Genomic DNA, 20989 nt, shown 5'->3' with positions numbered 1-20989 from the left:
TGAGCTAGCGTTCGCGCAAATCCTTCAGCGCCACCGCTATCGCCTCGCGAGTCTGCGTAGGCTGCTGGCCGATCGCCAGCCCAAGCTGATGGAGCTGGCGGCGCAGCGTGTGCACCTGATCGAGAAGATCGACCACCGTCTCGACCGCCTCCTCGTCGAAGCCGAGATCGCCGGTCAGGTCGGCGAGCAGCCGGGCGCGCGCCACGTCGACCGGCTCGAAGACCCAATCCTGGCCATCGGCCGATGGCCGCAGGAGGCCGCGCGCGACCCAGCGCTCGACATGGACGGTGGTGAGCCGCTCGTGCACGCGCAGCAGTTCCTCGAGCGTGGTCATGTGAACTGCTCCATCGACTGGCGCGGGTCGTAGCCGCGGCCCGCCTCCCACTTCTCCAGAAACTCCTTCAGGGCATCGTCCGGCTTGTCCGGCATCACGACCTTGAGCTTGACGTACTGGTCGCCGTGCTGGCCCGACTTGCGGTCGAGCAGGCCGCGGCCCTTCAGCCGCAGCGACGTGCCGGTGTTGGAGCCGGCCGGCACATTCAGCATCACCGGCCCGCCCACTGTCGGCACGCGGATGCGGCCGCCCAGCACCGCCTCGGTCGGAGTCACCGGCAGTTCGACATGGATGTCGTTGTCGCGCGGCTCGAAGAAGGCGTGCGGATCGACATGGATCTCAACATAGGCGTCGCCCGCCGGACCGCCCTTGGCGCCGGGCATGCCCTGCCCCTTCAGCCTGAGCGTCTGGCCGTCGGTCGTGCCTTCGGGGATGTCGATGTCGAGCGTCTTGCCGTCGGGCAGGTTGACCCGCTGCTTGCCGCCGCGCGCCGCCGCCAGGAACGGCACACGCAGACTGTAAGTCACCGGCATTCCGCCCATGTCGAACCCTTCAGCGCCGCCGGAGCGGAACGAAAAGCCGCCGGGACCGGCGCGGCCGCCACGCGCGCGGCCGAACATGTCCGAGAAGATGTCGCCCATGTCGACAAAGGCCTCCTCGCCGCCCGACCGTTCGTACTTGGCGCCGCCGAAGCCGCCGGCATGGTCGCGGTAGAAGCCGCGCGGCGGCATCTCCTGGCCGGTGGCGTCGATCTCGCCGGCGTCGAAGCGGCGGCGTTTCTCGGCATCGGACAGGATATCGTTGGCCTGCGAAATCTCTTTGAACTTCGCCTCGGCCGCCTTGTCGCCAGGGTTGAGGTCGGGATGATGCTTCTTGGCGAGCTTGCGGAACGCCTTCCGGATGTCGTCTTCCGAGGCGGTCTTGGGCACGCCAAGAACGGAATAGGGATCAGCCATAGTGGGCCAAATGTGATGATGATTCAGGCGGTTGCAAGCCCCCGCCGGCCGACCGCATCGACGAAAAGCCGGTACTTCACGCTGTCGACCGACAATTCCCGGCCCCAGCTCACCAAGTCGCTCCACGGATCCTTGAGCTTGCCCAGCCCCGAGACCACGGCCACCACGGTGCCGACATCGATGCGCCCGCTCGCGGCGAACCAGCCGCCGACGCCCAGGGCGACGGCGACGGCGAAGGCATACATCAGGTTCATGCCGAGGTTCATGCCGAATTTGAATCTGTAGATGCCCATGTTGAGCTCGAACACGCGCTCGACATGTCGATCGTCGGGCGTGCCGCCTTCGACGATATCGCCGCTCACCTGGCGCAGCGTCTTGATGCGGTCCTCGGCGCGGCGGTTGATCGCCTGCTGCAGGGGCGGCACGAACAGCGCCTGCGGCAGCAGGTAGCCCAGGCTCAGCACCATCGTCCAAGGTTCCAGCCAGACCATGTAGCCGATAACGCTCAACAGGATGCCGGCCTGCAGCAGCGGCTCGGAGATCGCCATGCCGACGAAGCCGCCGATCGGCTCGGCCTCGGCCACCGCCATGGCGGTATGGGTGCCCGTCGCATCGCGCTCGCAAGGCTCGGCGCCTTCGACATCCTCCAGGGTCTTGCGCAGGGTACGCACCGCATCCTCGCTCACCCAGCTGCGATAGAGGTTCAGCGCCATCTTCAGCGCCTGCTCGAGCACGGCGACGCCGGCATAGGCGATGGCGAGCCACATGATGGTTTCGGTCGCGCCGTTCTTGATGGCATCGTTGACGACCCGGCGCTGTAGTTCAAGGGGAACGCTGCTCAGCCCGAACACCGCGGCTGACAGGGCAGCGAGCGCGATCTGATGGCGGCCCGAGCTGCGGACCACGTAACCCATGATCGTCCGTGGCAACGCGCTCCTGTCCATATGACGGCCAACGCCATCCAACGGCGGGCGTTCCCGCACAGACAGTTCGGACTCAATGCAAGAAGGTGCCGGAATCACGCAAATACTTTGATTCTTGGCCCAATGTTGCTAAGCGTTGGCCGTGGGAATTGGGGGCGGACGGTGAGCTCTCCCGGAACTCGGTTCCGGGGTGAACTCATGCGTTCCGGTTCGAGCATATCGTCATGGTCGGTTCAATGCCTGGGTCAGCACCTGGAGCGGCGAGGCTTACGTTTCACGAGTGGGATGGCTTCGATTTCGAGGCCGCCGGCGAAGGAATAACCAGCCGCTTTGCCGCGGCGGTGCGAACGGCAGGCCCGGCGGTGGCCGCCGTCGAGGGTGGCACGTGCCTGACCTATGACGAGCTCGATCGCCAGTCCAACCAGCTCGCCCGCTTCATGCTGCGACGCGGCGCAAAGCCGGCCAGCCTGGTCGGCCTTCATGCCGGTCGCTCGCTGGCGTCGCTGATCGCCATGGTGGCGACGTTGAAGATGCGCGCCGGCTACGTTCCCCTCGATCCGGGCAGTCCTTACAGCTATCTCGATGCCATCGTGCAGGACTGTCAGGCCGACCTGGTGCTTTCGGCGAACCGCGATGCTGGTGCCTTCTCGGTGCCCACGATCAACCTCTCCGACGCGATCAACCTCTCCGACGCGATCAACCTCAGCCGCGACGAGTCCGACCTCGCACTCGAAGAGGACTCGCGGCCCGACGACATCGCCTAGGTGATGTACACGTCGGGTTCGACCGGCCGCCCAAAGGGCGTTCGCATTCCGCACCGCGCCGTGGTGCGCCTGGTCACCGGTCAGACCTACGCCCATTTCGGCGCTGACGAGGTCTTCCTCCATAACGCGCCGCTGTCGTTCGACGCCAGCACGTTCGAGATCTGGGGAACCCTGCTGCACGGCGCACGTGCGGTCCTCGTCACCGACGATCACCCTTCCCTCAAGTCCATCGCCGATACGATCCGGCGCGACGGCGTGACGACGGCGTGGTTTCTTCCGGGCGCTGGTCGACCAGGAGCTCGAGGCCTTGTCCGGGCTTCGCCAGCTCCTTGCCGGCGGCGATGTCCTGTCGCCCAACCACGTCATGCGCGCCGTCGCCGCCCTGCCCGGCTGCCAGTTGATCAACGGCTACGGGCCCACGGAGAATACGACGTTCACCTGCTGCTATCGCGTCCCGCGCGAAGGCTGGGGTGGCGGGCCGGTGCCGATCGGCGTCCCGATCGGCGGCACCTATGTACGTCTGCTCGACGACGCCATGCGCCCGGTGCGCGATGGCGAGATCGGCATGCTCTATGCGGGCGGGCTCGGGCTCGCGGTGGATTACGCCGGCGATCCGCTGCGCTCGGCCGAGCAGTTCGTGCCAGATCCGCAGCGTCCGGCCAGCAAGCTGTACCGCACCGGCGATCTCGTGCGTCGCCGACCGGACGGCAACCTCGACTTCATCGGTCGCCGGGACCGCCAGATAAAGGTAGACGGCAAGCGGGTCGAGCTTGGCGAGATCGAGGAGGCTGTCCGGCGCTGCGCCGGCGTCAGCGACGCCGTGGTAACGGCGACGAAGGGCGACACCGGCGCCCTGGTCCTGACGGCCCACGTCAAGCCGGCCGCTGCCGGCCAGGGACAGGTGGCCGTTGCCGCCGTGCATGCGCAGGCGACGCAGGCGCTGCCGCCACATATGCGGCCGTCGCGGATCGTGGCGCACGACGAATTCCCCCTCACCGCCAACGGCAAGATCGACCAGCGCCTGCTGGCGGCACGTGCTGCGGTCGAGCCGTCGCCGATCATGTCCGCGACCAGCGAGACCGAACGCATGCTGAGCGGGATCTTTACCCGTGTGTTGGGCGTGCACAGCATCGACGTCGCCACCAATTTCTTCGAGCTCGGCGCAACCTCGCTGAAACTCATGGAGGCGCACGCCTCGATCAGCCGGATCTGGCCGCAGGTCGACGTGCTGACGCTGTTCCGCCATCCGACGATCCGCGATCTGGCCCGCGCCCTCGACGGCAGGCACGGCTCGATCGCCCAGGAAGCCCAGCGGCGGGCGCAAGGCCAGGCCGCTGCCTTGCAGCGCCTGCACAACGCCAGGCCGCGATGAGCCTGCCCGACAATGCCATCGCCATCGTCGGCATGGCCGGGCGGTTCCCCGGCGCCGACGACGTCAGGCAATTCTGGACCAACATGCGAAGCGGCGTGACGTCGATCACGCGCTTCTCCGATGCCGAGCTCGAGGACAGCTTTCCCGACGAGGTGCGCAACGCTCCCAACTTCGTTCGCGCCCGCGCCATCCTGCGCGACGTCGACCGGTTCGATGCGGACTTCTTCGGCATGTTGCCGAAGGTCGCCGCCTTCACTGATCCGCAGCACAGGCTGCTGCTCGAATGCTCATGGGCGGCGCTCGAAGACGCCGGCTGCGATCCGGCGCGCTTTCCCGGCGCGATCGGCGTGTTCGCCGGCAGCAGCATGTCGACCTATCTGCTGACCAACGTGCTGGCGGGAGAGCTCGATCCGGAACGGTTCGCCAGCGACTACCAGGTCGGCTTCTACGACGCCCTGCTGGGCGCCCTGCCCGACACGCTGGCCACGCGCGTCGCCTACAAGCTCAACCTGCGCGGCCCAGCCATCACCGTGCAGAGCGCCTGCTCGACGTCGCTGCTGGCGATCGCCCAGGCCTGCCAGAGCCTGCTGCTGGGCCAGTCCGATATGGCGCTGGCGGGCGGCGTCTCGATCACTTTCCCGCAGAAGCGCGGCTACCTCCATCAGGAGGGCGGCATGGTGTCGGCGGATGGAATCTGCCGCCCCTTCGACGACGATGCGACAGGCACTGTCTTCGGCGACGGCGTGGCCATCGTCGCCCTAAAGCGCCTCGCCGACGCCATGGACGACCGCGACCACATCTATGCCGTCATCCGCGGCACTGCCGTGAACAACGACGGCAGCGGCAAGGTTGGTTTCACCGCGCCCAGTGCACAAGGCCAGGCCGAGGCCATCGCGACGGCGCTTGCAGTGGCCGCGGTCGACGCCGGCTCGATTGGCTATGTCGAGTGCCACGGCACGGCGACGCCGCTGGGAGATCCGATTGAGCTCGCCGGCCTGCAGCAGGGCTTCGGAATGCACCGGGTCGACCGGCCCACCTGCGCGATCGGCTCGGCCAAGGCCAATATCGGTCATCTCGATGCGGCGGCCGGCGTCGTCGGCCTGATCAGGGCCGCGCTCACGCTGCATCACGGCGAAATTCCGCCGCTCGCCAACTTCCGCCGGCTCAACCGGCACATCGATGCGTCGAACAGCCCGTTCTACTTCCCGACAACCGCCCAGCCGTGGTCGAGCGGCGACGGGCCGCGCCGGGCGGGCGTCAGCTCCTTCGGCGTCGGCGGCACCAACGTGCACGCCGTGCTCGAGGAGGCGCCGCGGATCGCGCGAGCCACAGCGAGCGCACGGCGTCACTACGTGCTGCCGCTGTCCGCCCGCGACGATGTCGCGCTGCGCACCTCGGCGACCGCGCTTGCCGACGATCTTGCCGGGCGTCCCGACGTCGACTTCGACGATGTCGCCTTCACGCTGCAGGCCGGTCGGCGCGCCTTCGAACAGCGCACCGCCATCGTCGCCACATCGCGCGAGCAGGCGATCCAGGCGCTGCACGCCTTGCCGGCCACGATCCGCACCGCCGAGAATGCGGTCCCTCTCGTGTTCATGTTTCCTGGTCAGGGTGCGCAGTTGCCCGGGATGGCGCGCGATCTCTACGAACCGCATGCCAGCTTTCGCGCGCTGATCGACCAGGGCATCGAGATCGCCACGCCCTTCGTCGGCACAGGCCTGCGCGAGCAGTTGCTCCAGCCCGATGCCCGTGGCGGCGATGCCACCGGCCTGGTGCAACCGGCGCTGTTCATCTTCGAGTACGCCCAGGCGCGCCTCTGGATGGAATGGGGTCTGGAGCCGACGTCCATGGTCGGCCACAGCGTCGGCGAGTTCGTTGCCGCCTGTCTGGCTGGCGTCTTCTCGTTCGAGGAAGGCTGCCGGCTCGTCGCCGCGCGCGCCCGTGTCATGCAGGCGCTGCCGCCCGGCGCGATGCTGGCGGTGCGCCTGCCGGAACAGGAGCTCAAGGCCGAGCTCGGCGATGGGCTCGACCTCGCCGCGGTCAATGCGCCGTCGCTCTGCGTCGCGGCGGGGACGGTCCGTGAAATCGAAGCGCTCGAGGCGCGGCTGGCCGGCAGAGACGTGCCCTGCCGCCGTCTTTCCGTTTCCCACGCCTTTCATTCGCGCGCTGTCGAACCGGCACTGGCTGAGATCGCGCTCAGCGCCAAGACGATCCGGCTGCATCCGCCGATCGTTCCTTTCGTCTCTAGCGTTACCGGGCGCTGGATCACCGCGACGGAGGCCGTCGATCCGCAGTACTGGGTGCGCCACTGCCGAGCGCCCGTACAGTTCGCCGCTGCGCTCGCCACCGCGGCGCGCGACGGCCGGCCGTACCTGCTGGAGATCGGGCCGGGACGCACCCTGTCGTCGCTGGCACCGCAGATCGTCGACCGGGCCGCGCTGCGCGGCGTGATCACGAGCATGCCGGAACCCGACACTGGCGACCTGTCCGATGCGGCCGGCGCCGTGTGGAGCGCCGGCCTGCCGCTCGACTGGAACGCGGCGGGCTCACGCGGTCATCGGATTTCCCTGCCGACTTATCCCTTCCAGCGCAGCCGGCACTGGATCGAGCCGGCGCCCTGGCACGCCCCGCCGGCCGCGCGACCTGTTGCGCCGGTGGCGTCGTCTCCGATGCCGGCGCCACCAGCCGCTGCGCTGGTCACCCAGATCGTGGAGATCTTCCGCGACCTGTCCGGCGTCACCGACATCGATCCCGAAGCCGACTTCATCGTGCAAGGTTTCGACTCCCTCCTGCTGGGGCAGGCGGCGCGCGCCATCGAGAAGAAGTTCCAGACAAAGATATCGTTCAGGCAACTGCTGAACGAGACGCCCTCGGCGGCGACGCTGGCCGATCATCTCGCTTCGATCCTGCCGGCGTAGCCCGCGGCATCGGCAGCAACGACTGCCGCGGAAACCCTGACTCCCCCGACCACGGCACTCTTCCAGGCGCAGCTCGACGCCATGCATGCCCTGTTCGCCGAACAGCTGCGCGCCCTGCATGGACAGGCGCCTGCCGTGGCCCCGGCGGCGCGATTGCCCGCGGCAGAGCAGACTCAGGATGTCGCCGGCCCGCCTCGCCTCTCGCGGGGCAAGAGTACGCCGCTAACGCATCGGCAACAGGACTACATCCGGACGCTGGCGCAGCGCTTGAATGCGCGCACGCCGCTGTCGAAGGCACGCACCCAGCGCGACCGCGACGTGCTGGCCGATCCGCGTACGGCCGCGGGCTTCCGGCGTGAATGGAAGGAATTGGTTTATCCCGTGGTCGCCGACCGGGCCAAGGGCTCAAAGATCCGGGACATCGACGGCAACGACTATGTCGACCTGGTGAACGGCTTCGGCCAGACGATGTTCGGGCACTCTCCCGATTTCGTCACCGACGCCATCGCGGCGCAGCTCCGGGACGGCTTTCCGATCGGCCCGCAAAGCCCGTTGGCCGGCGACGTCGCTGCGCTCGTTCGCGACATGACCGGAAGCGAGCGCGTGACGTTCTGCAACACCGGCTCCGAAGCGGTCATGGCGGCGATGCGCGTGGCCCGGACGGTCACGGGCCGCGAGCGCGTGGTGGTGTTCAACAACGACTATCACGGCCAGTTCGACGAGGCGCTGGTCAAGGCGATCGGCGGCACCGGCCCGCAGGCGCTGCCGACAGCGCCGGGCATTCCGCTTGGCTCCATCGCCAACATGACCGTGCTGCCCTATGGCCAGCAGCGCAGCCTGGACTGGATCGCGGCCAACGGTCAGGACATCGCGGCCGTGCTCGTCGAGCCAGTGCAGAGCCGCCATCCCGCGCTGAGACCGGTCGAATTCCTGAAGAAGCTTCGTGCCCTCTGCGACGCCAGCGGCGCCGCGCTGATGTTCGACGAGATCGTCACCGGCTTCCGCGTCCACCCGGGCGGTGTGCAGGCGGTGTTCGGTATTGCCGCCGATCTCGTGACCTACGGCAAGGTTTTGGGCGGCGGCATGCCGATCGGCATCCTGGCCGGCAAGGCCGAGTTTATGGACGCGCTGGACGGCGGGACCTGGCGCTATGGCGACGATTCGGTCCCCGAAGCGGCCGCCACCTTCGTCGCCGGCACCTTCGTGCGGCACCCCCTGGCGCTGGCTGCCACCAAGGCGGTACTGCTTCATCTCCAGGCCGAAGGGCCGGCGCTCCAGGAGCGGCTGGCCGAGCGCATGGGCCGGCTTGTCGATACCCTCAACCGCGACCTCGAACGGCGCGGCCTGGCGACGCGCGCCGAAGGCTATTCGAGCTGGTTCCACATCAGCTTCGCGGCCGAGGGTCCCTTGGCATCCCTGTTCTGGCCGCAGATGCGGCTGCTCGGCATCCATATGCAGGAAGGCTTTCCCTGCTTCCTCACGACGGCGCACAGCGACGCCGACATCGCGGCGATCGAAAGCGCGTTCACGGCTTCGCTCGATGCCCTCGAGGCCGCCGGGATCCTCGAAGCGAGCGGCAGGGCAATCGCATCGGCGCCGCTCACGGAGCCGCAGATCGAGATCCTCACCGCGGCGCAGATGGGCGACGAGGCCTCCTGCACCTTCAACGAATCGATCAGCATCGCGCTCGATGGCCCGTTGGATCCGACTGCCCTCGAGGCCGCACTGAATGAGGTGATCGCGAGGCACGATGCGCTGCGCGGCCGCGTCGGCCGCAACGACGAGCGCATGCACTTTGCGCCCCGGCTGGCCCTCACCCTCCGTCCACACGACGTTAGCAACGAGGCCGATCCCGATGCCGCCCTGGCGGCCCTCGTCGCGGCTGACGCGCGCACGCCCTTCGACCTGTGGGCCGGACCGCTGGTGCGGGCAGCGCTGGTGCAGCTCGGAGCACAGCGCCACGTCCTCGTCTTCATTGCCCATCACATCGTATGCGACGGCTGGTCGACCAACGTCATCCTGCGGGAGCTCGCCACCTGCTACCGGGCGGCGCGCGCGAGGCAACCCGTACCGCTCCCCGACGCCGCGTCATTCTCGCGCCATGCCCACGACGAAGCGTCGTCACGCGAAGAGCAGGCAACCGACCTCGCCTACTGGACGTCGCTCTACCGCGATATTCCTCCCTTGCCGGAGCTGCCGGCGGACCGCCCGCGCCCACAGCAACGCGCCTACGCCGGCGCCACATACACGACGCAGGCCGACGCGCCGCTTCTTGCCGGGCTGCGCCGGACCGCGGCGGCGAGCGGCGCAACTCTCTTCTCGACGCTGTTCACCGCGCTGCAGATCGTGATCGGCCGGCTGTCGAATACCAGCGATGTCGTGATCGGCGTTCCGGTGGCGCTCCAGGCGGTGGAAGATCGGCCCGATCTCGTCGGCCATTGCGTGAACATGCTTCCCTTCCGCTCACCAATCGACTGGAACAAGTCGTTCAGCTCGATGGTACGGATGGCGGCCGGACGGCTGGCCGAAGGTTTCGACCACGCCCGGTGCACCTACGGCACCCTGGTGCGTGCCCTGCCGATCGAACGCACGGTCGACCGGCTGCCGCTCACCGAGATCCAGTTCAACCTCGAGCGCCTGTCGACCGCGACCGACTTCGGCGACCTGTCGGTGAAGGTCACGCCCAACGCCAAGGCCGCCGCCATCTTCGATCTTTGCGTCAACGTCATCGAGTCCGACGCGGGGCTGCGGATCGACTGCGACTACAGCACGGCCCTGTTCGACGAGGCGACGATCGCGCGCTGGATGGAGGACTACCGGCTGGTGCTTGAGAGCATCGTCGCCGCACCTGAAACGCCGCTCGCAGCGCTGGAACTCTTGTCCACGGAGCAGAAGCGCTTCGTGCTCGACATCGCCAACGATACAGCCACGCCCTATCCGAGCGAGAGCTGCGTCCACGACCTGTTCGCCGCCCAGGCAGCCCGGGCGCCCGAGCGCGTGGCCTGCAGCGACGACACGGGATCGTTGACCTACGCCGAACTCGACCGCCGATCGACCGCCCTCGCCCACGCCCTTTTGCAGGCGAGTCCCGTGCGGCGCGGCCGGATTGCCGTCGCCGTCGATCGATCCTGTACGTTGCTCGTCAGCCTGCTGGCCGTGATGAAGGCGGGCCATGCCTATGTCCCGCTCGACGTCCGCCAGCCGGTCGAACGGCTACGGCAGATCGCGGCGATCGCCCGCATCGACGGCATCGTCTGCCAGGACGAAGCGATGGCCGCGATCGCGCCGGGCGCCTTTGCGTTTCACCTCGACAGGTTCGATGCCCAGGCAGCCAGCGTTCCCGACCTGCCGCGCGTGCCGTCGGATGCCTCGGCCTACATCATCTTCACCTCGGGCTCGACGGGCGCGCCGAAGGGCGTCGAGATCGCCCATCGATCGCTGACCAACACATTGATCGCCTGGTCGACGCTGTGCGAGATCGCAGCCGACGACGTGTTCGTCGCAGCGAGCGCCGTGACCTTCGATGCTTTGCTCCCCGAGCTCTTCACGCCTCTGATCGCCGGCGGCCGCGTCGTCATCGCCGGCTCCGAAGCCGTCCGGACCGGCTTCGAGCTCGTGGCGCTGCTCGACGAGGCGAACGCCACCCTGCTGCTGGCGACGCCCACTCTGTGGCGCATGTTGCTTGAGGCGGGCTTCGCCGCGCGGCCCGGGATGAAGATGTTGGCCGGCGGCGAGGCGCTGCCGCGCGATCTCGCCGACCGCCTGCTGGCCGGCGGCGGGCGACTGTGGAACCTCTACGGTCCGACGGAGGCAGCGATCTGTGCGTCAGGCCGCGAGGTCACCGTCGATGGCGGCGAGATGACCATCGGCCGGCCGATTGCCAACACCGAGCTCTACGTGCTCGACGAACACGATCGCATCGTCCCGCCGGGCGTCTTCGGCACGCTCTTCATCGGCGGCGACGGCCTTGCCAAGGGCTACTTCGACCGAGCGGACCTGACGGCCCGGTCGTTCCGGGAAGTCTCGCTGGCGGGCCGACCGCCGCAGCGCCTCTACTGCACCGGCGACCGGGCCCGACTGCTGCCCACGGGCGAATTCGAGCTGCGCGGCCGCAACGACCGCCAGGTCAAGCTGCGCGGCTTTCGCATCGAGCTTGAAGAGATCGAGAGCGCGCTGCGTCAGGCCACCGGCGTCCGCGACTGCGCGGTGCTGTTGCGTCACGATATCGGTCCGGACCCGGCGCTCGTCGCCTACATCGTGGCGGCCAGCGGCAATCCGGCGTCGCTTCGCGCCGACCTGGCACGGCGCCTGCCCGACTACATGGTGCCCACCCGTTGGATCGCACTCGACGCCCTGCCGCTCACGGCCGCCGGCAAGCTCGACCGCAATGCCCTGCCGACACCGCCGGAAACGCCGCGGCCGGTCAAATCGACCGCTGAGCGGCCGGCCTCGCCGATCGAAGCCGCCATCGCGGCCGTGTGGGTGGAGGTGCTCGGCCGGAATGACTTCGGGGTCGAGGATCCGCTGTTCTCGGCGGGCGCCGATTCGCTGCATGTCTTCCGGATCGCCGCACGCCTGCAACGGCAGGACATCGCCGTCGACGCGCGCGACCTCATGAAGAACCCGACCATCGCAGCCCTGGCCCGGACGGTTTTAGACAAGAAGCGCGGGCCGGCCGACGCGGGTCGCGGAAAGGCGCCTGCCCTTGCCGATTTCCGGCATCGCGCGCGGCGGCATATGGTGGCTTCGTGATGGCTGGCCGGCCCGACGACAACCAGGCGCCGCTGCCCGACCCTGAGGGCCGCCCCTTTCCCTGCACCCTGCTGCAGGAGCGGCTGTGGTCGCAGGCCCGGTCCGCACGGCCCTACGGTCTCAACGGCGCCATGCGCTGGCTGGTGATCGGCCGGCTCACGCAGGATGTCGCTCAACGCGCCCTGCAGGTTCTGGTCCGGCGCCACGAGATCCTGCGCACGTGCTTGCGCGAGGTCGACGGCGTGCCGAAGCAGGTGATCCTGCCGGACTGCCCGGTCAAGCTGCGCAGCATCGACCTGTCGACGCTCGATGCCGACGCCGCCATGGCGCGCGCCGAAGAGATTGCCAAGAGAGAGGCCATCGAGCCCATCGACCTCGGTGTAGCGCCCTTGTTCCGCGCCGGCCTGCTGCGGCTCAACCCCGGCCGCAGCATCCTGCTTCTCACCTTCCATGCGGCGATTGCCGACGGCTGGTCGATCGGTCTGCTGGTCGCGGAGTTCAAGGCGGCGGCGAAGGCGATCGAGGCCGGCGCCACCCCTGGCAACGCCGAGCCCGAGCTGCAGGTCGTCGACTACGCGCTATGGGAGCGGGAGCTGCTGGCGAGCGGCGCCCTCGAGGAGTCCCGCCAGTACTGGCAGCGCAAGCTCAAGGGCGTGACCGGCACGGCCGTTCCGGCGGACCACGAACCGGCCGACCGTCCCGGCGATCACGGCGACATCGTCTCGCTGCTGCTGCCGCCAGGCCTCAGCAATGCGGTCGACGACTTCGCGAGCCGGCACAGCTTCACGCTCTACGGCCTTGCCGTTGCCGCCCTGGCACTGCTGCTGCATCGCGTGACCGGCGAGGCCAAGGTCGTGATCGGATCGCAGGTGGCGCACCGCGAGGAGCCGGCGGCCGAGCTGCTGGCAGGCCCGACCGTCAACTCGATCACGCTCTGCCTGCCGGTCGACAGCCAGGCCTCCCTTCTCACCTTCGCGCGCATGGCGGCCGACGAGGTACGGGAAGCGCTGCATCACCAGCGACTGCCTTTCGAGGTGGCGCTGCGGGAGCTGCCCGATGGGGCCGGCGAGCGGCTGCACGCCGTCAATCTCGTCGTCCATCGATCCTACTCGGGCACACGGGAATCCGAGCGCGACCAAGGCAGCTTCAGCCTCGTCTCGCTGCCGTCCTTCTCCTCGGGCACGCCGTGGGATCTCAACTTCTTCCTGATCTGGCGCGACGAAGGCTGGCGCATGTCGTGCGAGGCCGACCGCGACCTCTACGACTCCTCGACGGTGCAGGAACTGCTGGAAGGCTGGCGCACCTGCCTGGAAGCGCTGGTGGCCTCACCCGATCTTCGCCTGGCCGACTGTCCAGCGCTGCATGGCATTGCCACGCGAGCCTCTGCCACGTCCATGGCAGCGCCCGCGCTTCAGACAGGTGGCCATCGCGAGCCCATTCCCGTCCATGATCCGGCGCGGCAGGTCGTGCGCTTCAACGAAGGCGGCACCCGCACGCCGATGATCGCGATCAACAATCGTTCCGTGTACTACCAGCTCTCGCGCGCGCTGGGCGCCGACCGACCGTTAATCGACATCCAGACCTATCATCCCGACGGCCCGCTGGACCTCTCGGGATACAGCTTCGAGGATTTCGCCACTTATACCGTGCGGCTCATCCGCTGGGCGCAGCCGAGCGGCCCCTATCTCCTCGGCGGCCATTGCGTCTACGGCGCCCTCGCCTTCGAGGCCGCGCGACAGCTGCAGCGCATGGGCGAGAAGATCGAGCTGGTCTGCCTGTTCGACACATGGGCGCCCGGCTACCGCGAATCGATGTCGCGCGCGAATCAGGAGCGCCGCCAGTGTCAGCTTCGGATACGCGGCCGGCTCAACCGCATAGAGCAATACCGCCGGGGCGAGATCGGCATGAAGGACCTCGTCTGGGCGCCGATCCTGCGCCGTCTTGGCCACCAGACGCCGCCCGCCGAGCCGACGGAGGCCGACCTGTTCACCGGCCGCTGGTTCGACGACCACATCCGCGACGCAGCGCACGAGCACCGGCCAGCGCCCGCCAACATCGACGCCGTCATCTTCCGCAGCAACGAAACGCTGCGCGGCCGGCTGTTCGACGAGCGCATGGGTTGGGGACCGATCGTGGCCGGCAGGCTCTACCAGGCCAACATAGACAGCGCCCATCTCGACATGTTCCAGGAGAAGCCGGCCGCCGCCATCGCGTCGTTTCTGGATCCGCTGCTGACCGCGATCGAAGGCCAACGCAGCGGATGACCGCCCTGCGCCTGTCGCTGGTGGCGGGGCTGCTCGTCCTCGGCTGCCTGCTCGTGCTGGTGCTGGTGTTCGTGCCGCGCCGGCCTTCGCCAACAGGACCGCAGGCCGTCAGCCACATGGAAGTCGTGCTGCGCGTCTCGGACGGGCGCTCGTTGCCGGTCACTGTTTGGTATCCGGCGGGGGTGCGCGAGCCGGCGCCGGTCATCCTCTACTCTCCGGGCTGGGCCGGGACGCGCACACAAAGTAGCATCCAGATCGAGAACCTGGCGAGCCACGGCTTCGTGGTCGTCGGCTGCGACGACGTCGCAAGCGATCCCGCCCTCGATCCCGACCGCGGCGTGTCGCTCGACCTGGGATCCGATGCGGCCCTGAAGGCAACGATCGAGCGCGGCGGCCGGCACGTCCTCAGGCAGGCCGATCGGTTGATCGCTATCCTGCACGCCCTCGAAAAAGGCCAGGTTGCCAACCTCGCCGGCCGTCTCGACCTCGCGCGCATCGGCGCCATGGGCTTCTCGGTGGGCGGGGCGGCGGCGATCCAGGCGGGCCTGATGGACCATCGCATCCTCGCCGTCCTCAACATCGACGGCGCCCTGTTGGGGCCGACCTCCGACCAGATCGGCCCGCAGGCCTACTTCCTGCTGTCCAGCCGTGAGGCATTTCCCGCCGAAGCCGAGTTGACCTCGGCCGATCCAGCCGTGCGCAACTACGCGCACATCAGTGCGGTCGACATACCGCGCAACAAGCGCCGCATGGAACAGCCGCGCAACTACTGGTCCATGATCGAGCCGGCGGCCCACGACGACCTTGCGGATGGCCTGTTCGAGCTGCGGCGGAGCACGCTGTTCCGGACCAATTCCCGGCGCTCAGCCATGAACGACGCCATCGAGCGGCTGGAGGTCGCCTTCTTCCGCAGCACGCTGATGGGCGACGACGCGCCGCTCAGCTACCTGGTCGGCAGGAACGGTCGGACCGTGCGGTGGGTCAGCCCTACAGGCCGAGAACTGCCTTTGCGATGATGTTGCGCTGGATCTCGTTCGAGCCCGCGTAGATCGTGGACGCACTATTGTTGAGATAAAGCGGCATCGTCGTGATGCCCCACTCCGGCGTCACCGTCGGCTGGTTGTTGCCGAGCAGGCGCGCCTCGGGCTCGAAGGGCGCAGCATACCAGGCGAGCGCCTCGACGCCGAGATGGTCGAGCTTCTGCAGGGTCTCGCTGCCGCGGATCTTCATCGCCGACGACACCGCCCCCGGATTCTTGCCGCGGCTCAGGTCGGACAGGACCTGCATCTCGATCATCTCCAGCGCCTGGATCTCCATCTCGGCTTCGGCCAGGCGCTCGGCGAAGGTGCGCTCTTCGAGCAGCCGGCCGGTGCCGTCCGAGGCTTCCTCGCGGGCGATGCGCCTGATGTCCTCGATGCGGGCGTATAGGTTCGGCGTGTAGGCGTCGCCGCCGCGCTCGAACTCGAGCAGGTACTTGGCGACCGTCCAGCCGGCGTTCTCCGGGCCGATGCGGTTGGCGACAGGTGTACGCACGTTGTCGAAGAACACCTGGTTGACCTCGTGGTCGCCCGCCAGGGTGACGATCGGCTTCACCGTGAGGCCGGCCGTCTTCATCGAATCGATCAGTACGAAGGAGATGCCGTCCTGCGGCTTGCCGTCGCTCGCGGTGCGCACCAGGCAGAACATGTGATCGGCGACATGCGCGCCGGTCGTCCAGATCTTCGTGCCGTTGATCACGTAGTCATCGCCGTCGCGCACGGCGCGCGTCTTGAGGCTGGCGAGGTCGGAGCCCGACCCTGGCTCGGAATAGCCCTGGCAGAACACGATGTCGCCCGCCACGATCCGGGGCAGGTACTTGGCCTTCTGCTCTTGCGTGCCGAACTTCATGATCACCGGGCCGACCATGCGCAGCCCCATGGCGAAGATGCGCGGGGCGTCGACGGCGATGCATTCACGGGCGAAGATGTAGCGCTGGGTTGCATTCCAGCCGGTGCCACCATATTCGGTGGGCCAGCTCGGCGCCGACCAGCCGCGCTTGGCCAGCACCTTGTGCCAGCGCATCCCGGCATCGACGTCGGCAAAGACGCCGCCGGTCTTGCGGCCGGCCTCGCGTAAGTCCTCCGTAAGGTTCTCGTCAAGGAAGCGCCGCACCTCGTCGCGGAAGGCTTCGTCCTGCGGGCTGAGGGCCAGATCCATGCGTTTCCTCCGATGATCTTTCCACAAAGGCTAGCGGTGCCTGCACAACCGAGTCCAGTACTCGACTGGCCGAGGCTTCCGACGGGCGGTATGGTTCCGCGTCAGCGTCCTGAGCCGTAGGCGAAGGATCTTTCGGCGGCACGAAAGGTGCTTCGCTTCGCTCAGCATGACAAACTTGGTTGGAGGTCGGCCATGCGTATGCTGCTCGCCCTGCTTCTCCTTCTCGCCCTGCCGGCCGCCGCTCAGGACAGGAAGGAAGTCGACTTGGCGCTGGCGCTCGGCATCGACATCTCGGGCAGCATCGATCCCGACGAGGCCAAGCTGCAGCGCGAGGGCTACGTCCAGGCCTTCCGCGACCCGGTGATCAAGAAGGCGATCCTGGGCGGCAGCCACGGCCGCATCGCCGTCGCCTACTATGAATGGTCCGACGCCTGGGTGCAGCGCCTGCTGATCGACTGGACCTTGCTCGATTCGGAAGCAGCCATCGACGCCTTCACGACGCAGCTCGCCAACGCGCCGATCTCGATCGCGCGGCGCACCTCGATCAGCGGCGCCATCCGCTACGCCATCCCGCTGTTCGGCCGCAGCCCCTACGAGGCCGAGCGCAAGGTCCTGGACATCTCGGGCGACGGCTCGAACAACGATGGCGGGCTGGTGACTGACATGCGCTACGAGGCGCTGAAGGAGCGCATCGTCATCAACGGCCTGCCGATCATGAACGACCGACCCAACCCGTTCGGCTTCCCGAGCGAAGCCGACCTCGACAAGTATTACCTGCACTGCGTCACCGGCGGGCCGCGCTCCTTCGTCGAGGTCGCCACCAACTTCGAGGACTTTCCCCGCGCCGTGCGCAAGAAGCTCCTGCAGGAGGTGGCCGACGTCGGCCCCCACTTCGGACCTGTGAGCGACTTCGACATCGCCCTTGGGCCCCTGCCCGACGGCACCCAGCTCGCGCAAAGCGGGCGGCGGCCGGTTCGCGGCGAGGACGACTACACCAAGTTCGTGCGGCCGGAATACGAACTCGGCTGCGACATCGGCGAGCGGCGCAGCCGCGAGTTCTGGCAGCGCCGCTTCGGGGTCACGCCGGACTGATCCACCGCTGCTTCACGGGTCGGTCACCCCCGTGCAACACGCCCCTCCTACGGTAGGCGCGTCGACCAAAGCGTCGGCAGCGTCCCCACACGGAGGTCATCATGGCCAAGGACAAGATCGTCGAGCACCACACTGCCGCCGCCGAGCATCACGAGCATGCTGCCAAGCATCATCGCGAGGCCGCCAAGCATCATGAGTCCGATGCGCATGAGAAGGCCGCCCATCACGCCCATTCGGCGCATGGTCATTCGCATCATGCCGCTCATCACGCCGGCGAGGCGAGCAAGCATCACGCCGAGCATCACGGCAAGCACTAGCCGCCGCTGGGCCTATCCCATCGGATAGTCGTAACGGATGAAGCCCGCGAAGCGCGCGACCTTGTCGTAGAGGCCGCGGGCGCGGACATTGTGCTGCTGCGTCAGCCAGTAGTAGCGCCGGCAGCCGCGCTCGCGCGCCCTGTCGGCCACCGCCTCGATCAGCAGGCGCGCCGCCCCTTGGCCGCGCACCTGCTCGTCGACGAACAGGTCGGCCAGGTAGCAGACCTCGTCGACCCAGACGTTGGTGTGGAAGAAGAAGTGGGCGATGCCGACGACCCGGCCGTCAAGCCGGGCGGCAAGCCCGTTCAGCTCCTTCGCGTCCATCAGGCGCCGCCAGACATGGTCGTAGATCCCATCGGGCATCGTCCGCTCGTAGAAGGTGTTGTAGCCCACGGCGAGCGGTTGCCAGGCGGCGCGGTCGTCCTGGCGAAGCGGCGTGATCTCGATCATGCCCGCTTGTAACGCGACCGCTCAGAACTCGACCAGCGTCTTGAAGCCGCCGTAGGCCATGCGCTTCATGTCGAACGGCATCTCCTTGGGCATGCCTTCGAACAGGCGCTTGTCCTTCATCACCTTGGCGTTGACCTTGTCGCGATGGGCGCGCGATTTATAGACGATGTAGGAGAACACCACCGTCTCGCCGGGCTTGGTCTTGGCGAGCTTGGGGAACGGCAGGCCCATCTTCACCTTGAGGTCGTCGCCCACGCATTCGCGGTAGTCGAGCGCGCCATGGTCGCGCCACACCGTGGCGGCGCGACTCGCCATCTTCTTGTAGATCGCGAGCTTCCGCTTCGGCACGACCAGGACGAAACCGTCGACATAGGACATGTGTTCAACTCCCAACGCTTAACTTGATGGTTAAGCGATACGGAATTGCATACCGTGTGTCAATCGCCTGTCATCCCCAACGCTTCGGCCCGCGCCGCAACGAAGGCCACGCGTGGCGCAGCATGGTCGGCCGATGAACGCATCGACTGATTTCTTCGGCTGGCGAGTCGTCGCCGGCGCTTTCGTGCTGGCCGTCTTCGGATGGGGCCTGGGCTTCTATGGTCCGCCGGTCTACCTGCATGCCGTGCAGGAGGCGCGGCAATGGTCGGTCGTGCTGGTCTCGACGGCCGTCACCTTGCACTTCCTGATCGGCGCCGTCATCGTCGCCAATCTTCCGGCGCTCTATCGGCGCTTCGGCCTGCCCACCATCACCAAGGCCGGCGCGCTACTGCTCGCCATCGGCGTGATCGGCTGGGCCGTGGCGCGCGAGCCGTGGCAGCTCCTGCTGGCGACCCTGCCGAGCGGCGCGGGCTGGGTGGCGATGGGCGCCGCCGCCGTCAACGCCATCATCGCGCCGTGGTTCGTCCACAAGCGGCCTGCCGCGCTCTCCATGGCCTACAACGGCGCCAGCATCGGCGGCGTGGTCTTCTCGCCGCTCTGGGTCGCCGCCATCGCCTGGCTCGACTTCCCGATCGCCGCGACGATCATCGGCGCCACCATGCTTTTAGCGGTGTGGCTGCTGTCCGACCTGATCTTCTCGCGCACGCCGGACGGCATGGGCCAGCTCCCCGACGGCGAAACCTCGGACACGGCTCCCGCCGCGACGGCGTCAGCACCGTCCCTGCCGGGTCGCCTGCTGTGGCGCGATCGCGCCTTCCTGACGCTGGCCGCGGCAATGGCGCTGGGACTGTTCGCCCAGATCGGCCTGATCGCCCATCTCTTCTCCCTGCTGGTGCCCGCTCTCGGCGAGCAGGCTGCCGGCATCGTCATGGGGCTGGCGACGGCGAGCGCGATCGCCGGCCGTACCGCCGTCGGCTGGCTGATGCCGGCCGGCAGCGACCGCCGCCTGTTCGCCTGTGCCAGCCACGCCGTGCAGATCGCGGGCTCGCTCGCCCTGATCCTGGCCGCCGGCGACAACGTTGTGCTGCTGGTCGCGGGTGTCCTGCTGTTCGGCGCCGGCATCGGCAACACGACCTCCCTGCCGCCGCTGATCGCCCAGGTCGAGTTCACCCGCGCCGATGTCCAGCGCGTCGTGCCGCTGATCGTCGCCATCGGCCAGGGCACCTATGCCTTCGCGCCCGCCGCCTTCGGCGCCTTGCGCTCGCTCTCGATCCACGAGACGGCGGCCGTCGCCGTCGCGGCCGCGATCATCCAGGCGTTGGCGCTTGCGGCTTTCCTCGCCGGACGGCGTCGGGTGCCGTCGCTAGCACCGGCAAGGCCCTAAGCCGCTTGGCGGCGAACTCGATGAACGTGTCGATCTTGGGCGCGCGATGGGCGCGGCCCTTGGTGACGAGATGGACCGGCAGCGGCGGCGCCTCCCAGGCCTGCAGCAGGCGCACCAGCTTGCCCGACGCCAGCTCGTCGGCCACCTGGTAGGACAGCAGCTGGGCGACGCCACGGCCCTCGCGCGCGGCGCGCAGGCGGGTCTCGACGTCGTCGACGCGCAGGCGGCCCATCAGGCGCGGCGGCGTGCGCAGGCCGGCGAAGCTCCATTCCCGGTTGGCGCGCACCGTTCCCAGGATCGACTCGTGCTGCACCAGGTCGCCCGGCGTGCGCGGCGTGCCGCGGCGCTTGAGATAGGCGGGGCTTGCCACCCACAGCCGCCGCACATGGCCCACCAGCCGCGCCGACAGGGCTGAATCGGCGAGCGGGCCGATACGCAGCGCCACGTCGATGCCCTCGTCGATGAGGTCGATGTTGCGGTCGTTCAGCATCAGCTCGACCTCGACGCCAGCCTCAGCGTCGAGGAAGCGCGCCACGATCGGCGCGACGTGGCGGCGGCCGAACTGCACCGGCGCGGTGATCCGCAGCAGCCCGCGCACCGGCGCCTCGCGCGCTCCCGCCGTCGCCGCCTCGTAGTCGGCCGTGAGGCTGCGCGCCTTGTCGTAGAAGGCGCGGCCCGCCTCGGTCGGCGCCAGCCGCCGCGTTGTGCGGTCGACCAGCCGCACGCCGATACGGTCCTCCAGCGCCGCCAGGGCCCGCGTCACCGCCGGCGGCGAGCGCCGCAGCCGCGAGGCGGCGCGCGCCAGGCTGCCCTCCTCCACGATGCGCACGAAGATCGCCAGTTCGTCCAGCCGATCCATTTTATTATTCCAAATAGTGGAAGAGTGATT

The 20989-nt window shown here is 68.3% G+C and carries 15 protein-coding genes and 1 pseudogene; 9 read left to right on the top strand and 7 right to left on the bottom strand.

Annotated features, from left to right (window positions below; translation table 11 throughout):
• Positions 1-4: 4 nt before the first annotated feature.
• The 3 genes from RSO01_RS11085 to RSO01_RS11075 are packed head-to-tail and all read right to left on the bottom strand — an operon-like array spanning position 5 to position 2219.
• Positions 5-334: a chaperone modulator CbpM gene (locus RSO01_RS11085; protein WP_147149150.1), complete on the bottom strand. Its 330-nt coding sequence runs from the start codon at positions 332-334 to the stop codon at positions 5-7.
• On the bottom strand, positions 331-1290 hold the full coding sequence (locus tag RSO01_RS11080; RefSeq protein ID WP_147149149.1) for a DnaJ C-terminal domain-containing protein: 960 nt from the start codon (positions 1288-1290) through the stop codon (positions 331-333). Before RSO01_RS11080 ends, RSO01_RS11085 begins: the two co-directional genes overlap by 4 nt.
• A gap of 23 nt (positions 1291-1313) precedes the next feature.
• Positions 1314-2219 carry an ABC transporter ATP-binding protein gene (locus RSO01_RS11075; protein ID WP_147149148.1) on the bottom strand — a complete coding sequence of 302 codons (906 nt, stop codon included), beginning with the start codon at positions 2217-2219 and terminating at the stop codon, positions 1314-1316.
• Positions 2220-2437: 218 nt separating this feature from the next.
• Here RSO01_RS11075 and RSO01_RS49445 point away from each other — a divergent pair.
• The 6 genes and pseudogenes from RSO01_RS49445 to RSO01_RS11040 form a co-directional block, all read left to right on the top strand.
• Positions 2438-3521 (top strand): annotated as a pseudogene (locus RSO01_RS49445) (AMP-binding protein); the annotation flags it as partial.
• On the top strand, positions 3513-4349 hold the full coding sequence (locus tag RSO01_RS49440) for a non-ribosomal peptide synthetase (RefSeq protein WP_373867894.1): 837 nt from the start codon (positions 3513-3515) through the stop codon (positions 4347-4349). The pseudogene RSO01_RS49445 and the gene RSO01_RS49440, both read left to right, overlap by 9 nt.
• Positions 4346-7267, top strand: coding sequence for a type I polyketide synthase (locus RSO01_RS48930; RefSeq protein WP_246158299.1), 2922 nt, complete (start codon positions 4346-4348; stop codon positions 7265-7267). Before RSO01_RS49440 ends, RSO01_RS48930 begins: the two co-directional genes overlap by 4 nt.
• 81 nt (positions 7268-7348) lie before the next feature.
• Positions 7349-12019, top strand: coding sequence for a non-ribosomal peptide synthetase (locus RSO01_RS48925; RefSeq protein ID WP_246158297.1), 4671 nt, complete (start codon positions 7349-7351; stop codon positions 12017-12019).
• Entirely contained in the window at positions 12019-14283 is a 2265-nt protein-coding gene (locus RSO01_RS11045; RefSeq protein WP_147149146.1) for a condensation domain-containing protein, read from the top strand. Before RSO01_RS48925 ends, RSO01_RS11045 begins: the two co-directional genes overlap by 1 nt.
• Positions 14280-15299 (top strand): alpha/beta hydrolase family protein, encoded by a 1020-nt coding sequence (locus RSO01_RS11040; protein WP_147149145.1) that lies wholly within the window; start codon positions 14280-14282, stop codon positions 15297-15299. The genes RSO01_RS11045 and RSO01_RS11040 overlap by 4 nt, the downstream gene beginning before the upstream one ends.
• Here RSO01_RS11040 and RSO01_RS11035 read toward each other — a convergent pair.
• Complete coding sequence (locus RSO01_RS11035) at positions 15271-16479, bottom strand: acyl-CoA dehydrogenase family protein (RefSeq protein ID WP_147149144.1); 1209 nt, start codon at positions 16477-16479, stop codon at positions 15271-15273. The genes RSO01_RS11040 and RSO01_RS11035 overlap by 29 nt on opposite strands.
• A gap of 192 nt (positions 16480-16671) precedes the next feature.
• Between RSO01_RS11035 and RSO01_RS11030 the strand changes: the two genes are divergently transcribed.
• Together RSO01_RS11030 and RSO01_RS11025 are read left to right on the top strand one after the other, a co-directional pair.
• On the top strand, positions 16672-17571 hold the full coding sequence (locus tag RSO01_RS11030; RefSeq protein WP_147149143.1) for a DUF1194 domain-containing protein: 900 nt from the start codon (positions 16672-16674) through the stop codon (positions 17569-17571).
• A 101-nt stretch (positions 17572-17672) separates the two neighbouring features.
• The gene (locus RSO01_RS11025) at positions 17673-17888 is read left to right on the top strand and encodes a hypothetical protein (protein WP_147149142.1); all 216 of its coding nucleotides are present in this window, start codon (positions 17673-17675) and stop codon (positions 17886-17888) included.
• A 12-nt stretch (positions 17889-17900) separates the two neighbouring features.
• Here the strand turns inward: RSO01_RS11025 and RSO01_RS11020 are convergent, their stop codons facing one another.
• Positions 17901-18338 carry a GNAT family N-acetyltransferase gene (locus RSO01_RS11020; RefSeq protein ID WP_147149139.1) on the bottom strand — a complete coding sequence of 146 codons (438 nt, stop codon included), beginning with the start codon at positions 18336-18338 and terminating at the stop codon, positions 17901-17903.
• Positions 18339-18359: 21 nt separating this feature from the next.
• Positions 18360-18716 carry a DUF1428 domain-containing protein gene (locus RSO01_RS11015; protein WP_147149137.1) on the bottom strand — a complete coding sequence of 119 codons (357 nt, stop codon included), beginning with the start codon at positions 18714-18716 and terminating at the stop codon, positions 18360-18362.
• A 133-nt stretch (positions 18717-18849) separates the two neighbouring features.
• On the opposite strand from RSO01_RS11015, the gene RSO01_RS11010 reads away from it, so the two are divergent.
• Complete coding sequence (locus RSO01_RS11010; RefSeq protein ID WP_147149135.1) at positions 18850-20100, top strand: MFS transporter; 1251 nt, start codon at positions 18850-18852, stop codon at positions 20098-20100.
• On the opposite strand, the gene RSO01_RS11005 is transcribed toward RSO01_RS11010, so the two are convergent.
• Positions 20024-20959 carry a LysR family transcriptional regulator gene (locus RSO01_RS11005; RefSeq protein ID WP_147149133.1) on the bottom strand — a complete coding sequence of 312 codons (936 nt, stop codon included), beginning with the start codon at positions 20957-20959 and terminating at the stop codon, positions 20024-20026. The two genes, RSO01_RS11010 and RSO01_RS11005, sit on opposite strands and share 77 nt — an antisense overlap.
• Positions 20960-20989 lie beyond the last annotated feature (30 nt).

The sequence above is a fragment of the Reyranella soli genome, assembly GCF_007992495.1.
Classification (GTDB): Bacteria; Pseudomonadota; Alphaproteobacteria; order Reyranellales; family Reyranellaceae; genus Reyranella; species Reyranella soli.
The sequence above is the reverse complement of the archived record's forward strand: the minus strand, read 5'-3'. Positions and strand labels throughout refer to the sequence as shown.